The sequence below is a fragment of the Streptomyces sp. ATCC 21386 genome (assembly GCF_018728545.1).
Classification (GTDB): Bacteria; Actinomycetota; Actinomycetes; order Streptomycetales; family Streptomycetaceae; genus Streptomyces.
Genome location: NZ_JAAVVL010000001.1, coordinates 4,625,365 through 4,649,379 on the forward strand (window position 1 = coordinate 4,625,365; position 24,015 = coordinate 4,649,379).

Annotated in this window: 19 protein-coding genes; 6 read left to right on the plus strand and 13 right to left on the minus strand. The window is 70.2% G+C overall.

All coding sequences use genetic code 11. The features are described from left to right. Positions 1-28 precede the first annotated feature (28 nt). Positions 29-841, plus strand: a complete 813-nt coding sequence (locus tag GWK25_RS19735) for a class I SAM-dependent methyltransferase (protein ID WP_215451869.1) — start codon at positions 29-31, stop codon at positions 839-841. Between the two features lie 397 nt (positions 842-1,238). Here the strand turns inward: GWK25_RS19735 and GWK25_RS19740 are convergent, their stop codons facing one another. The 5 genes from GWK25_RS19740 to GWK25_RS19760 form a co-directional block, all read right to left on the minus strand. Continuing rightward, positions 1,239-2,942, minus strand: a complete 1,704-nt coding sequence (locus tag GWK25_RS19740; protein WP_215451870.1) for an alpha/beta hydrolase — start codon at positions 2,940-2,942, stop codon at positions 1,239-1,241. After that, positions 2,939-4,147, minus strand: coding sequence for a serine hydrolase (locus GWK25_RS19745; protein WP_215451871.1), 1,209 nt, complete (start codon positions 4,145-4,147; stop codon positions 2,939-2,941). Before GWK25_RS19745 ends, GWK25_RS19740 begins: the two co-directional genes overlap by 4 nt. A gap of 496 nt (positions 4,148-4,643) precedes the next feature. Beyond that, positions 4,644-5,126, minus strand: coding sequence for a hypothetical protein (locus GWK25_RS19750; protein ID WP_215451872.1), 483 nt, complete (start codon positions 5,124-5,126; stop codon positions 4,644-4,646). Next, positions 5,123-6,895, minus strand: coding sequence for a glycoside hydrolase family 15 protein (locus tag GWK25_RS19755; RefSeq protein WP_251828941.1), 1,773 nt, complete (start codon positions 6,893-6,895; stop codon positions 5,123-5,125). Before GWK25_RS19755 ends, GWK25_RS19750 begins: the two co-directional genes overlap by 4 nt. Before the next feature lie 126 nt (positions 6,896-7,021). Continuing rightward, positions 7,022-7,459 (minus strand): hypothetical protein, encoded by a 438-nt coding sequence (locus GWK25_RS19760; RefSeq protein ID WP_215451874.1) that lies wholly within the window; start codon positions 7,457-7,459, stop codon positions 7,022-7,024. Positions 7,460-7,541: 82 nt separating this feature from the next. On the opposite strand from GWK25_RS19760, the gene GWK25_RS19765 reads away from it, so the two are divergent. The 4 genes from GWK25_RS19765 to GWK25_RS19780 all read left to right on the plus strand — a co-directional run bounded on the left by GWK25_RS19765 (position 7,542) and on the right by GWK25_RS19780 (position 13,725). Further along, positions 7,542-8,252, plus strand: coding sequence for a helix-turn-helix domain-containing protein (locus tag GWK25_RS19765; protein WP_308404487.1), 711 nt, complete (start codon positions 7,542-7,544; stop codon positions 8,250-8,252). A gap of 1,316 nt (positions 8,253-9,568) precedes the next feature. Then, entirely contained in the window at positions 9,569-12,325 is a 2,757-nt protein-coding gene (locus GWK25_RS19770; RefSeq protein ID WP_215451876.1) for a non-ribosomal peptide synthetase, read from the plus strand. A 37-nt stretch (positions 12,326-12,362) separates the two neighbouring features. Continuing rightward, on the plus strand, positions 12,363-13,286 hold the full coding sequence (locus GWK25_RS19775) for an NAD(P)-dependent oxidoreductase (RefSeq protein ID WP_215451877.1): 924 nt from the start codon (positions 12,363-12,365) through the stop codon (positions 13,284-13,286). Between the two features lie 16 nt (positions 13,287-13,302). After that, positions 13,303-13,725 carry a nuclear transport factor 2 family protein gene (locus GWK25_RS19780; protein WP_215451878.1) on the plus strand — a complete coding sequence of 141 codons (423 nt, stop codon included), beginning with the start codon at positions 13,303-13,305 and terminating at the stop codon, positions 13,723-13,725. 441 nt (positions 13,726-14,166) lie between these two features. Here GWK25_RS19780 and GWK25_RS19785 read toward each other — a convergent pair whose 3' ends face one another. Next, positions 14,167-15,234, minus strand: coding sequence for a LysR family transcriptional regulator (locus GWK25_RS19785; protein WP_251828942.1), 1,068 nt, complete (start codon positions 15,232-15,234; stop codon positions 14,167-14,169). 119 nt (positions 15,235-15,353) lie between these two features. Here GWK25_RS19785 and GWK25_RS19790 point away from each other — a divergent pair, with 119 nt between their 5' ends. After that, positions 15,354-16,025, plus strand: coding sequence for an FMN-dependent NADH-azoreductase (locus GWK25_RS19790; RefSeq protein ID WP_215451879.1), 672 nt, complete (start codon positions 15,354-15,356; stop codon positions 16,023-16,025). Positions 16,026-16,052: 27 nt separating this feature from the next. Here GWK25_RS19790 and GWK25_RS19795 read toward each other — a convergent pair whose 3' ends face one another. The 7 genes from GWK25_RS19795 to GWK25_RS19825 form a co-directional block, all read right to left on the minus strand. Next, positions 16,053-17,375, minus strand: coding sequence for an FAD-binding oxidoreductase (locus GWK25_RS19795; protein ID WP_215451880.1), 1,323 nt, complete (start codon positions 17,373-17,375; stop codon positions 16,053-16,055). Further along, positions 17,372-18,004 (minus strand): TetR family transcriptional regulator, encoded by a 633-nt coding sequence (locus GWK25_RS19800; protein WP_308404268.1) that lies wholly within the window; start codon positions 18,002-18,004, stop codon positions 17,372-17,374. The genes GWK25_RS19795 and GWK25_RS19800 overlap by 4 nt, the downstream gene beginning before the upstream one ends. A 47-nt stretch (positions 18,005-18,051) precedes the next feature. Then, a complete protein-coding gene (locus tag GWK25_RS19805; RefSeq protein ID WP_215451882.1) occupies positions 18,052-18,903 on the minus strand; it encodes an alpha/beta hydrolase in 852 nt (283 codons plus the stop codon). Between the two features lie 125 nt (positions 18,904-19,028). Then, on the minus strand, positions 19,029-19,742 hold the full coding sequence (locus GWK25_RS19810) for an ABC transporter ATP-binding protein (protein ID WP_215451883.1): 714 nt from the start codon (positions 19,740-19,742) through the stop codon (positions 19,029-19,031). Then, complete coding sequence (locus GWK25_RS19815; protein ID WP_215451884.1) at positions 19,739-20,554, minus strand: ABC transporter ATP-binding protein; 816 nt, start codon at positions 20,552-20,554, stop codon at positions 19,739-19,741. Before GWK25_RS19815 ends, GWK25_RS19810 begins: the two co-directional genes overlap by 4 nt. Then, positions 20,551-22,578, minus strand: coding sequence for an ABC transporter permease (locus tag GWK25_RS19820; protein WP_215451885.1), 2,028 nt, complete (start codon positions 22,576-22,578; stop codon positions 20,551-20,553). The genes GWK25_RS19815 and GWK25_RS19820 overlap by 4 nt, the downstream gene beginning before the upstream one ends. A 104-nt stretch (positions 22,579-22,682) precedes the next feature. After that, the gene (locus GWK25_RS19825) at positions 22,683-23,996 is read right to left on the minus strand and encodes an ABC transporter substrate-binding protein (RefSeq protein WP_215451886.1); all 1,314 of its coding nucleotides are present in this window, start codon (positions 23,994-23,996) and stop codon (positions 22,683-22,685) included. Positions 23,997-24,015 lie beyond the last annotated feature (19 nt).

The window sequence follows — 24,015 nt, forward strand, 5'->3', positions numbered from 1 at the left end:
TGTCGAACGAAAAGGGAGAACTGCCGACGTGAGACAGAACGACATCGCAGAGAGAAACTACGTTCACGGCCACGCACCTGCGGAGCAGCAGCGTCTCATAGACCAGGCCGCACTGTGGCAGGACAGACTGATACTGGACGGTACGACCCTCCTCCCCGGCACCCGTCTGCTCGAGGTGGGCTGCGGGGTCGGCGCGGTACTGGGCACCTTGGGGCGTGCGTTTCCCGATGTGCAGCTGTCCGGTGTGGACATCGAACCCGCCCAGATCGGTTTCGCTCGCAAGCATCTCGCCGACTGCGGGGTGACCGCCGATCTGCATGTGGCTGACGCCCGGGAGCTGCCGTACGAGAACGCGTCGTTCGATCATGTGTGGATGATGTGGGTGCTCGAGCACATGACCGAGCACGACGCCAAGGCGGCGCTGCGCGAGGCACGACGGCTGCTCCGCCCGGGAGGGACGATCACCTCCATCGAGCTCGACTACGCCACCATCAAGGTCGGCCCGCCGACCGCCGGCCTGGACGCACTGATGCCCGCGCTGGTCCAGGCGATGCGAACATTCGGCCAGAGCGACGCCGGAACGCAATTGTGGGGCTGGCTGGAAGAGACGGGCTTCTCGGGCATCGACCCCGGCGAGCGGCTGTATTCGTTCAGGGGCGCGGAGGCAGAGCCGATGGCTCGCTATCTTGCCGATTCGGTGGAAGGCGCCATGACCGCCATCACCTCGCTTCCGTGCACCCCTGACGAGGAAACACTGCGCCAAGCGCTGACCGAGCTACGCGGATTCGGTGCCGAGTCATGGGTGCGATGCGTCGTCCACAAAGCACAGGCGACCGCCTGACACTCCGTCGTCCGGGACGCACCACGGAGTGGTCACGTTGTGGGAGCCGTCCTGGGCGGCTCCGCACACGCGGACCGGCCCCGTACACGCGGACCGGCCCCGTACACGCGGACCGGCCCCCGTCGTCGCCGGAGCGGCTACTCACCGCTGTTCGCGCTGTGCGCACGGACCGAAGGGTCGGCATCCACCACCTGACTGGGCCCAGCAATGGCCCAGCGAGGAGATCTGGAAAGCCCGGCTGGCAGGCTGACAGGCCGTCGGGGTCACCGCGTCGGACAGTCCGGCGCTCAACTTCTCTCGCCCGGACGTGGAAAGACCGCCACCGCCGACGCGCTGTCCTCGCACTGTACGACGTACAGGCGGGAACTGCCGTGGCAGTGGCGGCCGGTCGCCTCTCTCAGCGGGTTGACCGCTCGCAGGTGACGTCCGCAACGGGCAGGCGGCCGGTGGCGAGGTAGGTGTTGACCGTCGCGTCGACGCAGGAGTTGCCGAAGACGCCGTACACGGCGTGCTGGTCCGCGCCGCGGAGGGTGACCAGGCGGGAGGAGGGCCACATGCGGCGCACCGTCTGCGCGTTCCGGTAGATGGTGCGCGGGTCACCGGTGGCGTTGACGAGCAGGGCCGGAAGGTCGCCGCGGATCGTGGTCGGGCGTTCGCGGGGCGGGTCCCAGAACGCGCACGGCCCGATGTTGTCGGTGACCGGGCCGAACAACGGGTCCCGCGCGCGGGCACGTTGGACATCGCGCCAGTACGCCTCGGGGGAGCGCGGCGCGGACACGTCCCCGCACAGGATCGCTGTCTGGACACTGCCGTACGCGGAGTCGGATCCGTTCAGCAGGAAGTCGAGTGTTCCGGCCAGCCACGGCGAGGGGGTGACCGTGTGGCCGCCGGCGGCGCGACGCATGTCCCGTACGGCCTGCGCGAGATCGGCGTAGGCGGCGTCGTTGTCCTGTGAGAGGCCGCTGAAGACGACGACGGGCACCAGATGCTCGTCCACCCGGTGGGCGCCGATCAGCAGGGGTGTCCGTCCGGCCGCGGTCTGGACGCTGTCCACGGCTGCCAGCACCTCGCCCTGGGTGCGGCCCAGACCGTAGACGGTGTCGCGGGCGGCCGCCCAGGTGGCCCAGCCCATGAGAGCGTGCCGGTTGGCCGGTTCCGTGCCGCGCAACAGCCGGGGGCTGTAGCGGCCGGGGGCGACGAGGCCGTCCAGTACGACTCGGTCGGTGCGGCCGGGGAACATCGTGGCGTACACCTGGCCGAGGTAGGTGCCGTACGAGTAGCCGAGGTAGGAGATCCTGCGCTCGCCGAGCGCGCCGCGGATGATGTCCATGTCGCGCGCGGTGTTCCGGGTGGTGGCGTAGGGCAGGACGTCACCCTGGGACGTCCTGCAACGATCGGCGAGTTCTCTGGCGAACCCCACCGCGCGGTCGAACCCCGCCCGGTCCGTCCCCGCACCGCGTATGAAGGAGCCAGTGGGCCAGCGGCAGTCCAGCGGCGTGCTCCGGCCGACGAAACGGGGGTCGACCCCCACGACGTCGTAGCGCTCACCGACCTGCTTCATCGTCGTGCGCACCCACGGCGGGTCGCCGATGGTCTGCCCGCCGGGGCCACCGCCGTTGAGCATGAGCGTGCCCGTGCGACGGGCCGTGTCGGTGGCCCGGATCCGCGAGATCGCGACGGTGATCGTGCGGCCGTCCGGATCGTCATAGTTCAACGGGACGGTGACATCGGCGCACTGGGCACCCGCCTGCTGGAGTTCCTTGCCGGTCTCGTCGTCGGGTCCGAGCAGGCAGCTCTTCCAGTCGAGGTGCTGTCGGTAGTAGTGGGCGAGGGGGTCAGCGGTCGTACGGGCGGGTTCCGCCGCGGCGGGCGACCCGGGGACGGTGAGCGCCCCGACCAGGCACAGGGCGGCGCCTGCCGCGGCGCGCGACACAAGCCGGCGCAGGCCGTCGGCCGCGGTACCGCGCGGGCCGGCCGTGCTCGCGGCTGCGGGACGGGTGGAGGCAGGCGGCGGGGCGGCGGGGGAAGGAGCCGCACCGGTCGAGGAGGTGGGGGGCGAAGCGGCACCGGACGGTGTGCCGGGGGAGGGGGAGCCGGTCATGCGGAAGTCCTTTCGGAAGGCCTGCCCTCGCAGAGGGACTTGTCGACGAGGTCCAGGAAGGCAGCCTCGGCCTGGAGCGAGGCGGGCACCTCGTTCAGGGCGACGGCGACGCTCCGGCCGCCGGGACCGACGGCGACCAGCGCGCGGTGACCACCGGGCACCGTGCCCGCGTGCCCCCACCACGTCCCCCCGCAGGACAGTGGTGTCGAGATCAGCCCCAGCCCATAGCGGGCGCCCGGCCAGAGCCGGTCGACGTCGACCTCCACCGTCCGTCGCATCTCCGCGAGCTGGGCCGCCGGCAGGAGGCGGCCGTCGAACAGGGCGGCGGCGAACCGCGTCAGGTCGCCCGGTGATGACACGAGGGCGCCGCCGACCCCGCCGAAGGTCATGTTCCAGGCCGTGCCGTCGACGCGCCTGCCGCCGCCGTCGGTGAAGTAGCTGCGGGAGTGCGCTCCTCGAAGGCGGGTGTCGTCGCCGGGCCAGTAGGTGTCGTGCAGCCCGAGGGGCTTGATGATGCGGCGCGTGATCTCCGCCTCGGGGCTACGTCCCGTGACCTCGCGGACGAGCATGCCGAGGATGAGGTAATTGGTGGTGGCGTAGTGCCAGGTGCCCTGCGGGCGCGGCAGTTCGAGAGCACGCGTGACGAGGTCGCGCGGCTCGAAGTGGCGGTACCGCTGCCGTTCGAGATGCTCCCATTCGGGAGCGTCGAGATAGTCGGGCAGTCCACTGGTGTGCTGCAGGAGTTGTCGTACGGTGATCAGGCGGCCGTCGTGACCGTTCCCCTGGATCAGGCCGGGGAGATAGCGGTCGACGGGGGCTTCCAGCGAGAGTCGGTGCTCGGCGACGAGTCGGAGGACGAGTGTCGCGGTGAACGTCTTGGTGACGCTGCCGACGCGGAGCCGGTCGGTGGTGTTCGTCGGGCGTCCGGTGCGCAGGTCCGCCGTTCCGGCTGTCTCGGTCCAACGCCCGCAGGGTCTGCCCGCGGTGGGGTCGACCACCAGGACCGCGGCACCGGTGATGCCGTGGTGGTCGGCGAGGCTGCGCAGCGCCTTGCGGGTCCGGTCGTGAGTGCCGCAGTCCACGGCAGAGCCGGAGTCCGGCGCCTGCGCGGTCGCCGCCGGGCCGGTGGCCAGCAGGACGGCCGTCACCAGCGCCGCGAGACCGACGCGCCTGCCGGTCTTCGAAGTCGGTAAGAAGGTTGACATGCCACATCACGGTAGGCACGGGCCGTCCCGTGATCACTCCGGCAGGCATGTGCTTCCGAGTTGACGCCAGCCCGAGCAGAGAGCAGGGAGGAGACCCCCTGGACGGGTTGGACCTGCTGTTGGTACGGGCGGGCCGGTGCGGCGGTTGCCCCCGTTCCCACGACGACGAGCGGCAGTGCGAGACGGCCGCAGAGCGGGACGAGATACTGCGCCCGGAAAGCTCACGGGCGGCGGGTGCTGGACGCGTTGTGGGGCTTGCGTACGGGTGGTTCGCAGGCGTCGGCCCGGTCGCGGTACGAGGGCCGCGTCGACACGGTGATCGCGATGTGCCGGCCGTCTGGAACCGAGTCGTGGAACCGGGTAAGTCCGAGGCCGCCCCAACGGAGTTTCGTGGATACGAACACGAGTGGCACGGACCGTCGGGTCCGAGTGAGCTTCGTCGGTCAGGTGCCTTGGCCGGACTCCGGGGGGCACGGTCCGGCCGTACCCAATGCCCTCAGGCCGGCAGGGCGGTGAAGCCTCCGACGATCGCTCCGAAGCCGACATGGGCCAAGACGGTGACCACAGGGGTTCCGGGCCCGTAGTTGCGCATCAGGAAGCCAGGAGGTTCGAGCAGGGCCACGTCAGGGGCGCTGGTCAGCGGGCTGCCCATGCGGGGGTGGACGAGCGGCAACAGGACGTTCACCAGGGCCGTGCCGGCGAACAGGCCGTGCGCGAGTCCGAACAGCGCCCCCAGCCACCAGCCGCTGTGGTCGATGGCGAGGAAGACGGCGAAGTAGACGAACCCGAATATCTGTCCATTGAGGAAATGCATCAAGTAGCCGATGGCCTTCGCGCGGGTGCGGTTGACGGTCACCGCGGTGCCGAGGAGGAAAGGCAGGTCCATCCGGGTCAGGCTCAGCTCACTGGCAGCGCGCAGCGCCGTCGTGAGCGCCAGTGTGCCGACGAAGGCTCCCGCGGCGGCTGACCAGGCGCTCATCGCGAGACGTCCTCAGTCGCCCCGTCGATGGCGCCGGCGGCGCTGATCAGCGCCAGATGGCTCAGTCCCTGAGGAAGGTTTCCCAGGAAGTCGCCGGTGGCAGGGTCGATCTCTTCGCTGTAGAGGCCGACGTCGTTGGCCAGGCCGACCAGCTCGTCCATCAGCTCGATCGCCTGGGGAAGGCGGCCGGTGCGGGCGAGGGATTCGGCGAGCCAGAAGGAGCAGGAGAGGAAGGCGCCTTCGCCGCCGGCGAGTCCGTCCTCGCCCGAATAGCGGTCGACGTACGGCCCGTGACGAAGGTAGCGGTCCAGCGTGGTGATCGTGGACCGTATGCGCCGCTCATCGCCGTATCCGTAGAGGTTCCCCAGCAGGACGGCGGCGTCCAGATCCTCGGCGTCGGCGGCGCGAACGTAGCTGTCGCGGGCGGATGAGAAGCAGCGGGTCTCGATGAACGCGGTGATCTCGTCACGTGCGGCGTGCCAGCGGTTCACATGCTGGGCGGGGACCAGTCCGCGGCGGGCGAGGTCGGCGGCGCGGTCGAGCGCGACCCAGCACATCATCTTGGACTGGGTGAAGTGCCGAGGCGGACTGCGCACCTCCCAGATACCCGAATCGGGTTGCCGCCACTTCGTACAGACCAGGTCGGCGAGCTCCACGAGGCGTCGCGCGACGTCCGCGTCCAGCCGTCTGGCGGCCTGGGCGTACAGCCAGGCGGTCTGCACCAACTCGCCGTAGATGTCGAGCTGTGCCTGGCCGGCCGCGGCGTTGCCGATGCGGACCGGGCCCGAGCGCCGGTAGCCCTCCCAGGGCAGGGTCCGCTCAGGGGTGCGATGGCCGCCGTCCAGCCGGTACAGCACCTTGAGGTCGGGGTGGGTGAGCTGGGAGGCGTGCATCAGCCACCAGAAGTAGGCGTGCGCCTCCGCCGGGCAGCCCAGCCGCAGGAAGGCCGCCAACGTGAAGGCGGAGTCGCGCACCCAGGAGAACCGGTAGTCCCAGTTGCGCTCGCCGCCGATCTCCTCCGGCAGTGAAGTCGTCGCCGCGGCGGCGATCGCACCGGAAAGGGCATGGACGAGCAGCTTCAGGACCAGCAGGCTGCGCATCACCGCTTGCTGCCACCGCCCCGTGTACAGGCGGTCCTCGGCCCAGCTCCGCCACGCCGCGCCCGTGCCGTCCAGGCGCGCCTCGCACTCGCGGCGGGCGGGCAGGACGAGTGGCTCCTGTTCGGCGAACGGCATCGCGATCATGGCGCGTCGGCCCTGTGGCAGCTCGAATCGGCCGCTGATCACGCCCCTGTGGCATTCGGGTTCGCCGGCATCCCACGCGCAGACGGCGAGAGCGCTGCCGCCGGCTGTCGCCACCGGGACGCCCGCGCGCCGCGCGAGCCGTGTGCGGTGGGTGCCGTAGGCGAAGCAGGGCTTGACGCTCCACCGCAGCGGCACGGACCCGGACAACCCGTCGACACGCCGTAGCAGTTCCCGCATCGGTGTCAGTGCGGTGTCGTCGTGCAGGGCGAGCGCGTCGGTGACCCGCACCGAGCCGGTGTGGGTGACGAAGGTCGTCTCCAGCACATTGGTGCCGGGCAGGTAGCGGCGCTCCGTCCGGTAGGGCACGACCGGCTCGAGCCGGAACCCGCCCCCGCCGGAGGCGTCCAGGAGGGCGCCGAACACGGCGGGGGAGTCCAGATCGGGCAGGCCCAGCCAGTCCACCGACCCGTCACGTGCCACCAGGGCGGCGGTGCGGCCGTCGCCGATCACCGCGTACTCGCGCAACGGAACATAGCCACCCGTCCGTGAGCCCCCGGCCCGGAGGCCAGGCCCAGGCGATGGTCCCGGAGAACCGCTGAAGGTTCCCAAGACACCACCGTCCCATCGGCTTCCGTGCCTCGTCGAGGGGCTTCAGCGCGACTTGCGCGCGCCGTGATAGCGCTGGGCGAGCCGGGCGAGGGCCACCGCGCCGAGCAGGAGGCCGAAATCGCGCAGCGCGATGTCGTAGTAGCCGGGGATGCTCAGCAGATTGACGATGATCCCGACGAGCCATCCGGCCACCAGCCAGCCCCCGAAGCGCGGTGCGAGGGCCACGACGATGCCCGCGACGATCTCGATGACACCGACGGCGTACATGGCGGCCTGCACACTGCCCGGAACGACGTCGTCGATCCACGGCGCCAGGTAGGTGGGCCAGTCCACGAGCAGGTTGGTGAACTTGTCCAGCCCGAACAGGATCGGCGCCACGGTGAACCCCGTGCGCAGGATGACGAATGCCTGGTAACCGGGGTCGGTGAGCACGGAACGCCGGGGGGTGGCGGTGGTGGTGGTTGTGGTTGCGGACGACATGGCGCCTCCTTCTATAGGCAACTCTCGCTATCAATAGAAGCGGGCCGGCCTTCTTTAGTCAATGGCTGTGGGTTTTACACTGGTGTTCGTGGACCGTCCGAAGGAAGCACCCCGACCCGACATCTCCGCCGTGGCCGCTCTCGACGAGCCGACCCGCAGGAGGCTCTACGACCATGTCGTTCGCCAGCCGGAGCCCGTCAGCCGCGACGAGGCCGCCGGAGCTCTCGGACTGGCACGTCAGACCGCGGCCTTTCACCTGGACCGGCTGGCTGACGAATCACTGCTCGACGTGGTCTACGAGCGGCGCAGCGGCCGCAGCGGGCCGGGCGCGGGCAGGCCGGCCAAGCTCTACAGGCGCTCCACCAAGCAGGTCACCGTCAGCCTGCCCGAGCGTCACTACGAGCTGGCCGGACGGCTCCTCGCCCAGGCCGTGGAGGAATCCGAGGTCAGCGGAGAGCCGGCCCGCGCTGTCCTGCACCGGACAGCCCAGCAGCTCGGCGAACAGCTCGCGGGCGAGAACAGCCCAGGTGTGACAGATGTGGTGGAGCTGCTGGAGCGGTACGGGTTCGAGCCGCGCCAGGACGGTGACGGCATCGTGCTGGGCAACTGCCCCTTTCACGCGCTCGCCCGCCTGTACACCCAGACGGTCTGCGGCATGAACCTCCACCTGCTTCGCGGCGTCCTTCTCGGGCTGGAGGAAGACGGCCTCCAGGCCTGCCTGGAGCCCAGCCCCGGCCACTGCTGCGTCCGCCTTCGGCCGGCCACCCCCCGGCCTGCGACCCCGAGCTCCTGAGGGCGGCAGCGGGCGAGGGCAGGGCGCAGGAAATTCGCAGGGCGCCGCCACGGCTTGGACACCGGAGGCCCGAGTTGCTTGTCGAGCTTGGGCAGATTGCGGGAACTGGCGACGGATCGGGGACGACGCCCGAGCCTTGGCCCGGCAGCTCATCGGCGTCGGCCACACCAGTGTCCCGCAATGCCTCGCTGTGATTTGGGATAGGGCGGGGTCGCAGACGAGTTTCGGATCGAAGCGTGGTGGATGCATGGGCTGGAACCGGATGGCACTCCCGCGCAGTCATGCCGGTAGACGACTCAGAACTTCCGGAAATCCACTGTGCGAAGGTAATTGTGCCGACGGAACGGCCGGTATCGAGAGCATGGTGCCGGCACGGCAACGCGACGTCCGAGGCACCGAATGGCGTCTTCAAGACGGAATCGATCGAAATGTGGGACTCCTGATGGGTGTCGACCGAGTCGAGCCGGTGGTCTTTCAGGGAATCATGTGGCAAACGAAGAACCTCTCGCCCCTCCGCACTCGACTGCACGGTGCATGCACTGCAGGACCGCCGGCGGAGTCCGGAAGTGTGACTGCCGACTCGGCCGCTGGTTCGGCGAGCTGAGGTTCAACTGCCTGGCCGGACCCCGGCGAGGTCATCGGGGCGACTGGCCGCCACGCCGAGGCCGGCTCTCGGTGCGGATCTGTCACGGGCGCTCGGAGGAGGAGATCCTGATGCCGCGCTGTCCCTTTCCGGTACATGTCTCGATTGCTTACGCCCTCCGTCAGGAAAAACGGCACCGGGCTATGTTGTGGTGCATCCGAAGTCGCAATGTGACGGGCGAGCCGCCTGGGCCGATGATGCGCAGGTCGGAAATGGGACTCCTTTGTCTGTTCCGTAGAACTCCGTCCGGCCAGTGTGTCCTCCCTCACGTCCGGTGATGTTTGGCGGGCCTTTTTTACCTTTTTCCGGCACTTTCTGCTTCCTCTTTGAAGCTTTGACAAGCCTGACCGTCGGTTCTTATTGTTGGCGCGCATTCGGAGTCCCGATGTCGTGGCTCCGGGGACTGTTCTGGTCGGCGGGGGACGATGAACAGGTGCTTGCCCAATCGGTCGGTGAAAATCGGATCACACCCTTCCGATTATTGGCTCTCCGGCGAGAGCCAACGCCCGCCGCGCTGCCTCCCTGCTTTCCCGGCCGCTGTCACCGCCGCCCTTTCCGTGCGCGGTCGAGAGTGGCTCACCAGCACGTCCGAACGACTGTCAGTACGCCGTTCGGCACGCCGTTCCGGCGATCCCGGGCACGACGGCCGACGAAGAGGAAGAAGGCATCCCTCATGACCACAGCCGTGACGAGGACGCGGACCATCGTGGACCTGTTGTGCGACGCCGCCCGGGACCACACGAAGTCCGGGTTGCGCTACCCGCGGGGCGCGGACGACCGGGACGCACCCTTGCAGAGCTATGACGGCCTCCTCGACGAGGCGCGCTCGGTCCTCACCGGCCTCAGGGAACGCGGCCTCGTGCCGAGGGACAAGGTCGTCCTGCTCCTGGAGAAGCCGAGGGAGTTCCTCGCCGCGTTCTGGGCCTGCCAGCTCGGCGGGTTCGTGCCCTGCCCCATGGCCGCCCTGGGCGGGGACCCGGAGCGGTGGGCGGCCCAGCTGACGCACGTCGACACCCTCCTCGGGCACCCGCTGATCGTCACCAGCGCCACCCTCGCCGCCGAACTCCCGCGTGCGCAGGGCCTGTCCGTCGTCCCGTTGGAGGACCTGCGCGCCGAGCACCCCGCAGACTCCTTCCACGAGGCCGATCCCAAGGACGACGCCGTCCTCGTGCTGACGTCCGGCTCCACCGGCAGTTCCAAGGCCGTGCGGCTCAGTCACGCCAACCTGCTCGCCTCCATGGCCGCCAAGAACGGCTACCACGGGCTGACCGCCCAGGACGTCAGCCTCAACTGGGTCTCCTTCGACCATGTCGCCGCCCTGCTCGAATGCCACCTGCTGCCGCTGTACGCGGGCAGCACCCAACTGCACGTCGAAGCGCCCGTAGTGCTCCAGGAGCCGCTGAACTTCCTGCGGATCATCTCCGGATTCGGCGTCACCATGACCTTCACCCCCAACTTCCTGCTGGGGTTGATCAATGCGCAGGCCGACCGGCTCGACGAAGTGACCGGCGCCGAGACCGACCTGTCGCGGTTACGGCACATCATCAGTGGTGGCGAGGCCGTCGTCCGCACCACCGGCGAGACCTTCCTCAGCCGCCTCGCTCCGTACGGGCTGCGTGCTGACGCCCTGTGGCCCGCATTCGGCATGTCGGAGACCTGCGCCGGCAGCATCTACTCCGTCGATTTCCCGGCCGCCGACCAGGGGCAGGAGTTCGCGAACCTGGGACGGCCCGTCGAGGGGCTGCGCATCCGCGTCGCCGACGAGACGCACCGCGAACTGCCTGCGGGCGGAGTGGGCGAGCTCCAGCTCAACGGCCCGATGATCACGGCTGGTTACCACAACAACGAGCAGGCCACACAGGAGGCCTTCACCCCCGACGGCTGGTTCCGCAGCGGTGACCTCGGCAGGATCGACGACGGCCGGCTCACCCTCGTCGGGCGCACCAAGGACAGCGTCATCGTCAATGGTGTCAACTACTTCAGCCACGACATCGAGACCCTCCTCGAAGGACTCGACGACGTGGCCCCCTCGTTTGTCGCCGCCTTCCCCACCCGCGCCCCCGGCAGCGACACCGAGCAACTCGTGGTCGCCTTCCATCCGGAGTGCGCCGAGGGTGACGAGCTCGCCCTGTACCGGGTGCTGAGCGCGGTGCGCAGCAGCGTCGTCATGCACTGGGGTTTCCGGCCCGCGCTCATCCTGCCGCTGCCGAAGGACGCCTTCCCCAAGACGAGCCTCGGCAAGATCCAGCGCGCGCTGATGCGCAAGCGGCTGGAGGCAGGGGCGTACGACGAGGTGAAGGGCGTCGTCGACGACCTGCTTCTGCGTCGACTCGGCGGCTACAGCGCCCCCGAGGGCGACACGGAGAAGGTCCTCGCCGGCATCTACGCCGAGATGTTCGACACCGACCCCGGCCGGATGAGTGTCACCGCCAACTTCTTCGACCTGGGTGGCACCTCACTCGACATCCTGCGTCTGCGTTCCCTGGTCGCCCAGCGCCTCGGCGCGGACGGCCTGCAGATCATCACCGTGCTGCGGGCGCCCACCGTGCGCGCCCTGGCCGCTCACCTCGACGGGACCGCGGACGGCGAGGGGGAATACGACCCGATCGTGCCGATGCAGGTCACCGGCGACAAGACCCCGCTGTTCTGCGTCCATCCGGGCGTCGGCGAGGTCCTCGTCTTCGTCAACCTCGCCAAGTACTTCGTGGGCGAACGGCCGTTCTACGCACTGCGTGCCCGCGGCTTCAACCCCGGCGAGAGGCCCTTCGAGAGCTTCGCCGAGATGGTCGACACATACGTCGGAGCCATCCGTTCCCGCCAGCCGCACGGCCCGTACGCCGTCGCGGGGTACTCGTACGGCGGCGCGGTCGCCTTCGAGATAGCCAAGGTGCTCGAGGCGCAGGGTGAGCGCGTCGACTTCGTCGGCAGTTTCAACCTGCCGCCGCACATCAAGTACCGCATGAACGAGTTGGACTTCGTCGAGACCGCTGCCAACCTGGCGTTCTTCCTGGAGCTCATCGACAAGAAGCAGTCCCTCGAACTGCCCGCACAGCTCCGGTCGTCGTCCAAGGACGAGCAGCTCGCCTACTTCATCGACCATGCGCCAGAGGGCCGTCTCGCCGAACTCGACCTCACCTTCGAGAGGTTCAAGGCATGGGCGGAACTCGCGGACGGTCTCACGAACCTCGGACGCGACTACTCGCCCGCCGGCCAGGTCCGCTCGATGAGCGTCTTCTACGCCATCCCGCTGCGCGGTACCAAGGAGGACTGGCTCAACAACGAGCTGCGCCGCTGGGACGAACACGCCACCGGCGAGAACCACTACATCGACGTACCCGGCGAGCACTACACGCTGATGGGCCCGACCCACGTGGCTGCCTTCCAGTCGATCCTGCGCAAGGAGCTCGACCGCGCCCTCGGCGACGCCTGAACCCCACCGATTCCCGACCCCCGAGGAGGGGCAGTACGTGAACCGCAAGAAGATCCTGGTGACCGGTGCCACAGGACTGGTGGCGGGACCGGTCGCCGAGGCGCTGGCCGAGGGCAACGAGGTGTGGGCGCTGGGGCGCTTCGGCGCCCCCGGGGCCGAGGAGAAGCTGACCCGCCACGGCATCCGCACCTTCCGCTGGGACATGGACGACACCGGCGGCGGCTCCCTGAAGGGCCTACCGGAAGACTTCACCCACGTCTTCCACTCCGCGGTCAACCGCGGCGAGGACGGCGACTTCAACGCGGCCGTCGAGGCCAACTCGGTCGCCGCGGGGCGCCTGATGACCCATTGCCGTACCGCCGAGGCGTTCCTGTACGTGTCCACCGGCGCCCTGTACGCACGCCAGACCCTCGACCACAAGTACACCGAGACCGACCCGCTGGACGGCAAGGCCGACTGGCTGCCCGTCTACCCCGTGGCCAAGATCGCGGCCGAGGGCACGGTCCGGGCGTTCGCGCAGACCCTCGGCCTGCCGACCGTCATCGCCCGCCTCAACATCGCCTACGGGCCGTCCGGTTACGGCGGCGTGCCGATGCTCTACTTCAAGCGCATGCTCGCGGGCGAGCCGATTCCGGTCCCGTTGGAGGGCCAGAACTGGACCTCGCTGCTGTACATCGACGACCTCGTCGAGCAGGTCCCGCACCTGTGGAGCGCGGCGAGCGTCCCGGTGACCCTGACCAACTGGGGCGGCGACGAGTCCGTCGGCATCACCGACTGTGTCCGCTACCTGGAGGAACTCACCGGGGTCGAGGCGAACCTCGTACCGAGCGAAGTCACCCGCGAGACCTACCAGTTCGACCCGACGCTGCGCCGCTCGCTCACCGGGCCGTGCAAAGTGCCGTGGCGCGAGGGCATCCGGCGCACCCTCGCGGTCCTGCACCCCGACCACCTCGAGAAGTGAGAGGACGGCTCCCGTCATGACCGACAGCAGCGGCGGTACCCACAGCACGGATCCACTGGCACCGATCCACGCCGCCTACGCCGCCTTCGCGGCCCGCGATGTGAACGCGCTCCTGACTGTCTTCGACCCGGACATCGAGTGGGTGCACCCCGAGGGGATGGACAAGTACGGCCTCGGCGGCACCAAGCACGGGCACGCCGGTGTCAAGGAGTTCCTCGCGCGGGTGCCCACCGTCCTCGGCGGCATACGGCTGCACCCGGGCGAGTTCATCCGGGAGGGCGACCGTGTGGTCGTCTTCGGCCGCCGGGACATCACCTCCCTGAGCGGTCACACGGAGACCCAGCCGTTCGTGCACTCCTGGGTCCTGCGCGACGGGCGGGCCGTCCGCATGGAGGACATCTTCGACACCGTCGCGTTCCACCGAGTGATCGAGAGCTGACGGGCGACGACGACGCACGCCCGACCGGGTCCGGAGGAGACCTTCACACAGACCGCGCTGCGCCTGCCGCTGCCGACGGTCCCTCCGGGCCGGGAACCGGCGCACGCACCCGGCTGCCCGGGGCCCGCATCCGGACCGCCGCCTCCACCGCCACGGCCGCCCGCGAGGTCACCGAGGCAGGGCTCCCCGACCACGCGGCCATCGCGGCCGCGTCGCCGCGTCGGGCCGCCGACATGTACGTGCTGCGTATCCTCACCCCGGGCCTCGGCCCGGAGGTGCGGCCTGGGCAGCCATCCTCGCTGACCGCCGCAGCCGGCTGACGCCTGCGGCCGGGGCGGCGCCGGGAGCGAGCCGGTCGCGGGGGCGGAAGCGGGTGGTCGGTCGGTGTGGGGGTGGTCGGCCGGTCTGGGTGCGGTCGGTCAGGTGACGGCTGACGAGCCGTCACTCCGTGGGCCGAGGAGGTTTCCCCGGCCGTCGGCCGACCCGGCTCGTCGGCTGCGGGCCGGGGGTGTCGCCGGCCTCGCCTCGGCGGAGTTCGCCGGCCCCCAGGGAGCGGAGTTCGTCCGTCGTGGGGTGGTGGTTCTGGCCTGCCGAGGATCGACGCAGTTCGTCGGCCGCCTCCCGTACCGCCGGCAGCAGGGCCGCCACCGGCGGGCTGTCCAGGGCGCCCTCACGTACCACGAGGGTGATCCGGCGGCTGGGCCGGATGCCCTTCAGCGCGATGCGGGCCACCGGATGCCCCGGCCGGTCGGGCACCAGATCGGGGACGAGCGCCACGCCCCAGCCCATCGAGACCAGTCCGAACACGGCCTGCATGTCCCCGATGTCGGAGACGATGTCGGGGGCGAAACCGGCGTCGGCGCACAGGTGCAGGACCAGCTGTCCGAGCCTGGACGTCCGGTCCAGCAGCCACGGCTGCTCCGCGAACTCGGCGAGGGCACGCGGCTCCTCGCTCCGGGCGAGCGGGTGACCGGGCGCGACGGCCAGGCGGATGCGGTCACTGAGCACCTCCTCCTCGTACAGCCCCGGCACCCGTGGCTCGGGCACCTGCGGGTAGCCGGAGGCCAGGACGGCGTCGAGCCGCCCGAGCCGGACCGTCTGCCGGCCCTCGTCGGGGTCGACGCCGTGCAGGGTGATGCGCAGTTCCGGATGACGTACGCGCAACCGGTTCAAGGCCGGCACCAGCAGGGCCGGACCCTCGTGGAGCGGTACGCCCACCCGCAGCTCACCGGTGACCTTGCCGTCTCGGGCATTCAACTGTGCCTCTGCGGCCTCGAGTTGGGCGAGGACGCGCTCGGTGTGCGCCACCAGCAGTCGTCCGGCGGCGGTCAGCTCGGCCCGTTTGCTGCCACGGTCCAGCAGCGCGGCGCCGGTCTCCGACTCCAGTGCGGACAGCTGCTGGGAGACCGCGGAACGCGTGTAGTTCAGTGCCTGCGCGGCCGCGGCGATCGAGCCCCGGGCCCCCACCTCGCGCAGCAGCACCAGTTTCCGTACGTCCAGCACCGTCATCCTCGCTAACGCTTCTGGTTAAGAAGTAACACGCCAGATTACGGGACAACGGTCCTGCCTGCGACTTCAATGGAGATCGACACCCCCTCAACGCGCCTACCGGACAAGGGACTTCCGCCATGCCCGTACTGCTTCATCTCGACTCCAGCCCCCGCCGGGGCTCGGTCTCCCGCCAGATCTCGGGTGAGTTCGCGGAGACCTGGCGCAAGGCCAACCCCGACGGCCGCTACGTCTACCGTGACCTGGCCGCCGACCCCGTACCGCATGTCGACCACGCGCAGATCGAGGTCATGCACCGCCTGGAGACGGAGGGCATACGCGACTTGGCGACGGCCCGCGCGGCCGCGCGCACGCCCGAGGAGGAAGCGAGCTGGGCGGTGACCTGGCCGCTGATCGAGGAACTCCTTACGGCCGACACCATCCTGCTCGGCGTGCCGATGTACAACTTCTCGGTGCCGTCCACGTTCAAGGTGTGGTTCGACCGCGTCCTCATCGCGCCGCTGATCGCCGACCCGGCCACCGGCCAGGGCCCGCTCTCCGGCAAGAGGGTCGTGGTGGCCTCCGCTCGCGGCGGCGCCTACGGGCCGGGCACGCCCCGTCACGAATTCGACCACCAGGAGCCGTACCTGAAGGCGGCGCTCAGCATGGTGGGCCTCGCCGGCGACCTCACCTTCCTGCACGCGGAGCTGACCAAGTCGGCGCACGTGCCCCGGCTCCAGCAGTTCAAGGAGATGGCGGCCACGTCGTACCAGGCGGCGATCGACGGCGCCCGCACACACGGCGAGGCCTGAACAGCCCGTACGCCCCGGAGACCGCTCTCACCGCAGCGGGAAGTTGCGGTCGAACACGTTGTCCGGGTCGTACCGGGCCTTGAGCGCGCGCAGCCGGGTCAGGGCCGACTCGGGGAACGCCTCGGCGAGGGCCTCGGGGGAACGGCGGGTGTCGAAGCTGAGGTACACGCCGTTCACCTCCGGGGCGAGCCGGGCCCAGTGGGCGTCGAGGGAGCGCTCCCGGTCGGGCACGGTCGCGGAGAGCAGGTGGAAGTTCTGGGTCCGGTGGGGGTAGGCGGTGGCCGAGGCACTGACGTCGTTGACCGCGCAGCCCACCGAACGGAACTGCCCCATCAGCACCTGCTCCGAAGCCAGCGCGTCCGCGAGGGAGCGGGCGGTGTGCGTGGAGACGCGGTCGAGCAGTCCCGAGCGGGTGGCACCCAGGCCCTGGCCTCGGTGCGGGGCGCCGCCGACCGGCACCAGCGCCGGGTACGGGGCGAGCACCGCCTCCTGGTGCAGCATCGGGCCCAGGCCGAGGAGGGGAGCCAACACCCGCTGAGCGGCGTCCGGGCGGTCTCCGGCGTACACCGCGGCCACGTGAGCCATGGCCGGGCGGCCCGGTGCGGCGGGCATGAGGGTGAGGAAGCTCGTGAGCTCGCGGGGCGCGGCCTCGAGAACGGCCGCCCACTCCTCGACGAGCGACGCGGTCTCCCGCGCGTCGAAGACCAGGTTGGCGAAGACGACGTCACCTGTCTCGGACGCCTCCAGCTCCACCGCCGTGACCACGCCGAAGTTGCCGCCCGCGCCCCGGACCGCCCAGAACAGATCGGGGTGGTGCTCCGCGTCGGCACGGACGAACGTGCCGTCGGCCAGGACGAGTTCGACGGCCGTCACATGGTCGATGGTCAGCCCGTCCCGCCGCGCGAACCAGCCCATGCCGCCTGCGGTCACCAGCCCGCCCACGCCCACGTCGCCGGTGTCTCCGGAGCTGACGGCGAGCCCGTGCGGGGCGAGGAACTGCGCGACTGCGCCCCAGCGGGCGCCCGCTCCGATCCGGACCCGGCGTCGCGTCCGGTCCAGCACCGCGACGTGGTCGAGGCGGGAGACATCGACGACGACACCGCCGTCGTTGGTCGACCGTCCGCTGATGCCATGCCCGCCGCTGCGCACGGACACCACTGTGCCCTTGCCGCGGGCGTACGCCAGTGCCTCGGCCGTCTCCTCCACGCTCTCGGGGAAGATCACCACGGCCGGGGCGCCCCGGTGCACGTATCCGTGGCGCACCCGCTCGTAGCGAGTGTCCGACGGCAGGACCGCCCGGCCGGTGAGGGACGCGGGTAACGCGACGTGGGCGAGGCCCTGTTCCGTCATGACGGGGAGGTCCCTTCGAAGGACTCGGGAGGATCGACGGGCTCGAGAAGGCACCGGATGGTGCGCGTCAGGTACGCCACGAGCCGGTCCGGCGGCATCTCGGCTACCGGGCCGTCGCGCAGCACGTACCGGCTGAAGATGACGCCGATGAGCTGGGAGGCCAGCAGGTCGACACGCTCGTCCGCGTCGGGCCCGCTCAGCACCGTGCGGTATGCCTCCATGCTGCTGCGCCGCATCGCCGCGTACAGGTCGGTCGCGGCCTGCTCGTCGGAAGCGGCGCTGCGGATCAGCGCGAGGAACGGATCGTTGCCGTCGGCGTGTTCCATACGTTCGACGAAGGCCCGTGCGATCCGGTCCGGCATGGTCTCCGGTGGGCCGGGGAGCAGTTCGGGCAGGTCGCGGGGGCCGGGCACGGCCGCGAGGAACAGCTGCTCCTTCGAGCCGAAGTGCCGCATGACCAGACCGTGGGTGACACCGGCCCGCCCCGCGATCTCCCGGATGGTTGCACGGGTGTAGCCCCGCTCGGCGAACGCGGCCCGCGCCGCCTCCAGGATCGCCTCGCGGTGGATTTCGGGGGCGCGGACGCGTCTCCTCGCGACGGCAGGGACGCCGGGCGGTTCACTGCTCACTCTCTTAATGTACATCTGGTCATTAGTGCGGCCGATGGCCGACCCGCTCAGGTGAGGACGCGGTTCAGCCAGGCCAGCAGGTCGCTGACGATCTCCTGTTTGTTGGTCTCGTGGAACAGTTCGTGGCGGGCTGCGGGATAGATGAGGTAGGTCACGTCGGTGACGCCGGCCTCGCCGTAGCGTTCGACGAGCAGGTTGCTGAGGGAGAGACCGGCGTTCAGCGGGTCGTGATCCCCGACGAGGACGCAGACGGGCAGCTCCGCCGGGATGCCCTTGGGCCTGGCCAGTGACGCCGAGGCGAGGGTGATGCCGGCCATGCCCTGGGCGTCGAGGCTGAAGCCGCACAGGGGGTCGGCGAGGTAGGCGTCGACGGCCGGTTCGTCCCGGCTCAGCCAGTCGAACGGCGTACGGCCGGGCTCGAACGCCCTGTTGAGCGCGAGCAACGGGTCTTCTCCTGCCGCGGCCTCCTGCGCCTGTGCCGCGAGCATGGCGTCGACCGCGGTGGTACCGGCGAGGGCGAGTGCGTCGATCAGGTGGGCGTGGTCCAGGACGTACTGCTGCGAGGCGAAGGAACCGAGGCTGTGTCCGAGCAGCACCAGGGGCAGGCCGGGGTGCTGTTCGCGGATGGTCTCCGACAGGGTGACCATGTCACCGACGAGTCGGTTCCAGCCGTCGTCACCGAGATGACCGGGCTCGGCGTGCCTGCTCAGCCCGTGTCCGCGGTGATCGTTGGCATAGACGGCGTAACCCTGGGCGGTCAGTGCTGCCGCGAGGGGGGCGTAACGGCCGGCGTGCTCTCCCATGCCGTGGGCGATCTGGACGACGGCGCGCGGGGGCGTGTCCGGCTTCCACTCGTGCACGTGGATCTGGACGCCGTCTTCGCTTTCGAAGGTGAACATCGGGTTCCTTGTCTTGGGTACGCGGGCAGCCCTGAGAGCCCGGCCGAGCGGCAGAGGGTGGGCCGGCCCGAGTGGTTCAGGCTCACGGCGGGTGTGGTGTACGGCGGTTGTGCCCGCCGGCCGGGTCAGGCGTGCTGCTCGCCGAGGTAGCCGGCGATGATCCGGGACTGGTCGGCCCGGAGTTCCCGGGCGGAGGCGTGCGCGGTGATCTCGCCGTGGGAGAGGACGTAGCCGCGGTCGGCGATGTCGAGGGCGAGGCCGACGTGCTGTTCGACGAGCAGCACCCCGCAGCCGGTGTCGTCGGCATAGCGCCTGACGATGGGCAGCAACTCCTCGACGATGATGGGTGCAAGGCCCAGGCTGAGTTCGTCGAGCAGGAGCAGCTTGGGGCCGCGGGCCAGCGCTCGCCCCATGGCGAGCATCTGTTGCTCGCCGCCGGAGAGCAATCCTGCCTTGCGGTCCTGGAGGCGGGACAGGGCGGGGAAGTAACGCTGGGCGGCCGCCTGGTCGAGGCGCTCGCCCCGGTGACCGAGGCGCAGGTGCTCCGCCACCGTGAGGCCGGAGAAGATGCCGCGTCCTTCCGGGACGTGGGCGATGCCGAGGCGGGCGCGGGTCGCTGCCGGGGTCCTGCCGAGGTCCGTCCCGTTGAAAGTGATCGTGCCGGCGAGGGGGCGCAGCAGCGCGGAGACGGTCTTGAGCGTGGTGGTCTTCCCCGCTCCGTTGGCCCCGAGGAGGGCGACGACCTCTCCCGCGCCCACTTCGAGGTCGAGCCCGCGGATGACGGCGGCTCCGTCGTATCCGGCGGTGAGTCCGGCCACCTTCAGGACTGGGGTGCTCATGCTGTCTCCGGTGTGCTGGTGAGGGCCTCGGCGGAGCCGTCGGCCGAAGTGCCGGACGTGGTGGCGGGCTGTACGGCGGATGCCCCGAGGTAGGCGGTCACGACGGCGGGGTCGGTTCGGACCTGTGCCGGTGTCCCGGAGGCGATCACCTTGCCGAACTCCAGGACGACGACGTGGTCGCAGATGCCCATCACGAGGCTCATGTCGTGGTCGATGAGGAGCAGCGAGGTACCGGCGTCGGCGACCGCGCGCAGTCTGTGTCCGAGTTCGGCGCTCTCCGTCGTGTCCAGGCCGGCCGCGGGTTCGTCCAGACAGATGACGCGGGGACGGGCTGCCAAGGCCCTTGCCACACCGACGAGTTTGCGTCTGCCCTGGGACAGTTCGTGCGCCGAGGCGTCGGCCAGGTCCTCGAGTCCCAGGGCCGCGAGGGCCTGAGGGACGGCGGGGTTCGGGGAGGGGCGGCGGCCGAAGGTCTCGCCGAGCGCGGTCCACCACGTCGAGGGGTCCGCCGTGACCTGGAGGTTCTCCGCGACCGTGAGGTCCTCGAAGAGTTCGCTGCTCTGGAAGGTGCGGGCGAGCCCTCGGCGGGCTCGTACATGGGGCGGCCGTCCGGTCAGGTCCTTGCCGTCCAGTTCCACCCGTCCCCGGGCGGTGACGAGACCGGTGACCGCGTCCACGAAGGTGGTCTTGCCGGCCCCGTTGGGGCCGATGAGCCCCACGAGTTGGCCCTCGCCGACCTCCAGGGAGACGTCGCTGAGCGCGTGGACGCCGCCGTAGCTGACGCCCAGCTGCTGGACGGAGAGTACGTTCACGGTGCGACCTCCTTGGTGTCGGCGGGAGTACGGCCGAGGTGGATCTCCGGGGAGCCGACGGCGGATGCGCCGTCGGCCGGTGGTCCCGTCGTGGCCGCCGCGCGTCTCGCCCTCTTCGCCGCCCTGCGGCGGTGGGCGGCGCCCGCGATGCCGTCGGGGTTGGCGATCAGCGTCACGATCAGGGAGACGCCGCCGAAGAGCAGGGCCCAGGTCCCCTTGATCCCGAACCACTTGTCCAGTGCGTGGGGCAGCAGCGCCTCGGTGGACATCAGCCCCGCGAACACGGCTCCGGACACCATGGTGATGCCGCCGATGTAGGCGAAACCGATCAGGCCGAGTGCGGCCAGGGCGGTGAACCGGGCGGCGCTGACCGAGCCGAAGTTGTAGCCGTAGAGGGTTCCGGCGGCGCTGGCGATGAAGGAACTGATGGTGAACGCGGCGATCTTCACGGCCCGGACGTCGACACCGGCTGCCGCGGCGGCGCGCTCGTTGGAGCGGACGGCGAGCATCCGCCGCCCGAGTCCGGTGCGCCGCAGGTGGGCGACGTACAGTCCGAGGGCGACGGTGACGGCCAGGACGAGGAAGCCGAACATGGGGCTGGGTTCGTTGCCGTCCAGGCCGCGGAAGTCCGCTTTCGGACCGAGGTCGATCCCGAACAGGCTCGGCGGGGGTACGGACACTCCGGCCGTTCCGCCGAACGAGGTGTTGTTGAACAGTGCCTGTTCCATGGCCAGGGCCGCGGCCAGGGTGACGACGGCGAGGCTCACGCCCCGCACCCGCAGGGCTGAGACGCCCGCGGCCACCCCGAGCAGTGTGGCCAGCACCATCGCGCCGATGGCGGAGAACGGGAACGGGATGCCCCACCCGACCGAGAGGCGGGAGAGGACGAAGCCCGCCGTTCCGGAGAGCGCGAGCTGCATCACGGAGATCTGTCCGACGTAGCCGGTGATGACGACGTAGGACAGGACGATGACCATGCCGATCAACGAGTTCGTGAGTGCCTGGCGGAAGTCGAACGGGAGCACTATCAGTGCGGCGGCGGCGACCGTGGCGGACATCAGAGCGGGACGCAGCAGCCGCTCCGGCAAGGGCACCGCGGGCAGCCGCTGTTCGACGAGTTCACCGCGGCGCGGCAGACCGGCGCCCCGCACGTACAGGGCGACGACCATCAGGGCGAAGACGAGAAGCTGCTGGAGGCCGGGCATGGCGTTGCCGTTGTCGGTCGGGAACCAGCTCTGTGTGGACAGGTAGTACACGATCGACTGGAGCACTCCGATGAGGATCCCCGCGCCGCAGGCGATCCACAGCGAGGTGAACCCGGCGAAGAGGGCGGCGGCCAGGGCCGGGACCACCTGCAGCGGAAGCGTCATGGAGTCGACCTGGACGATGGGCGCAGCCAGGACACCGAGCAGCCCGGCGACCAGGGCGGCCAGGAGCGTGTTGGCCATCGAGACGCTGTTGGGCGACAGGCCTGCGAGCAGAGCGGCCTGTTCGTTCTCCGAGGCCGCGCGGGTGGCCAGGCCGAAGCGGCTCCACCGGTACAGGGCCCCGAGGACCAGGGCGATCACGACGACCAGTCCCGCCAGGACGAAGCGGTCGGAGGGTGTGGTGATGCCCAGCATGGTGACGGTGCCGGCCGGAAGGATGCTCGGTGCCTGCTGCGGCTGCACCCCGAAGACCAGGAGCACGGTGGCCTGCAGGGTGAGCAGGACGCCGAGGGAGGCCGCGAGTTTGGCCAGGGGCGAGACGGTGCGCAGCGGCTTGAAGACCGCCACCTCTGTCAGCACTCCGACGGCGAGCGCGACCGCGAGGGCCCCGACGAGAGCGGGCACGACGGGCAGCGTGAGCCCGAAGAAACCGGTGGTCAGGGCCCAGAAGGCATAGGCCGAGGCCATGGCGACGGCGCCGGTGGACAGGTTGATGATGCCCGAGCCCCGGTAGGTGACCACCACGCCGAGCGCGATGCCGGCGATGAGTGCCCCCTGGCCGAGGCCGAGCACGGCGAAGAGCAGGATCTGTTCCAATTCATGACTCCTGTCATGAGTCCGCGGGTCCGCGAGTCCGCACCGCTGAGGCTGCGTCAGGGGAGGCGCGTGGCCTCAGCGGTGGCGGCGGGGGAGGGCGGGTCTCACTGGGGCGGGCGGATCCAGTCGGTCAGGGGCTTGAACTGGCCCTTGCCCTCGTACTGGTAGAACCTCGCCTGGTCGTTGCAGACGGCGGGGGCGTCCGGGTACTTGCCGCACTCGACCTCTGCGGCGCCCATGACGACCGGCCCGGGGAACTTCTTGAGCTGTTCGGTCACCGACGCGGGGGTGATCTTGTCCGGGCCGATGGCGTTGAGCACCTTCGCGTACGTCAGGATCGTGCTCCAGCCCAGCGGCGCGAAGACCTTGGACTGGTCGTCCTTGCCCAGCCCGGCCTGCGCCGAGGCCTTCAGGTACGCCTTGGAGTCGGCGGCCGAGTTGTCCATCGGCAGCGTCTGGGCGACGCCGTACGTCCAGGTGGGCAGATCCCCGCCGAGCCCTTGGGCCACATCGGGGGACATGCACAGGGGCGTGGAGACCACCGGCTTGGTGACATTGAGCTGCTTCAGTGCCTTGGCTATGCCGACGCATCCGCCACCGATGGAGATGGGGACCACGACGTCCGCGGTGTTCGCCCCGGCCGCGGTGACCGGGCCGATCAGGTCGGTGGACTGCGCGTCGAATCCGACGGACTTCACCTTCAGGCCGGCGGCCTTCAGGCCCTTCACCGCCGCCCCGGAGGCGATCTTGTCGCCTGGGGTGCTCGTGTGGATCACCGCCGCGGTCTTCGCCTTCAGCACGTCACGGGCGTACGTGCCCCAGGTGCCGAAGATGTGCGGCAGGTCGCCGAACGTGCTGAAGGTGTTCTTCGCGGTGGGCATGGTCGGCCCCGTGGCCACTCCGACCAGCACGGGCTTCTTCCCCGCGATCACGGAGTTGAAGGAGGCGTCGCCGAGGTAGAGATTGCCGACGCCGATGGCGGAGACCTGCTTGTCGCCCAGCAGTTGCTGGCCGCACTTCTGTCCCTCCTCCTCGGCGGAGACCACCGTGCAGACGTTCAGCTTCAGCGGGTGTCCGCCGATGCCGCCCAGCTCATCGTTGACGTACTTCACGGCGGCACGGGCACCCAGGGTGGCTTCGGGGTTGCCGCCGGGGCCGCCTTCGACGTTCACCCAGCCCAGGGTGACCGGGGCGAGGCCGGCGTCGGCCTTGCCCGCCTTTCCACCGACGTAGCCGAGGTAGTCGGTCACGACGTCACTCGCCGAGCGGGAGTCCGACGTCGCGGAGGAGCCACCTCCGGAGGCGCCGGACGACGAAGGTGCGCCGGTGCCCGATCCGCTGCACGCGGCGACGCCCAGCAGGGGCGCCATGGCGGCGGAGACGAGGCCGAGTCTGAGGGGACGTGAGATTGCGGGCATGCGGGATCCTCCAGGATCG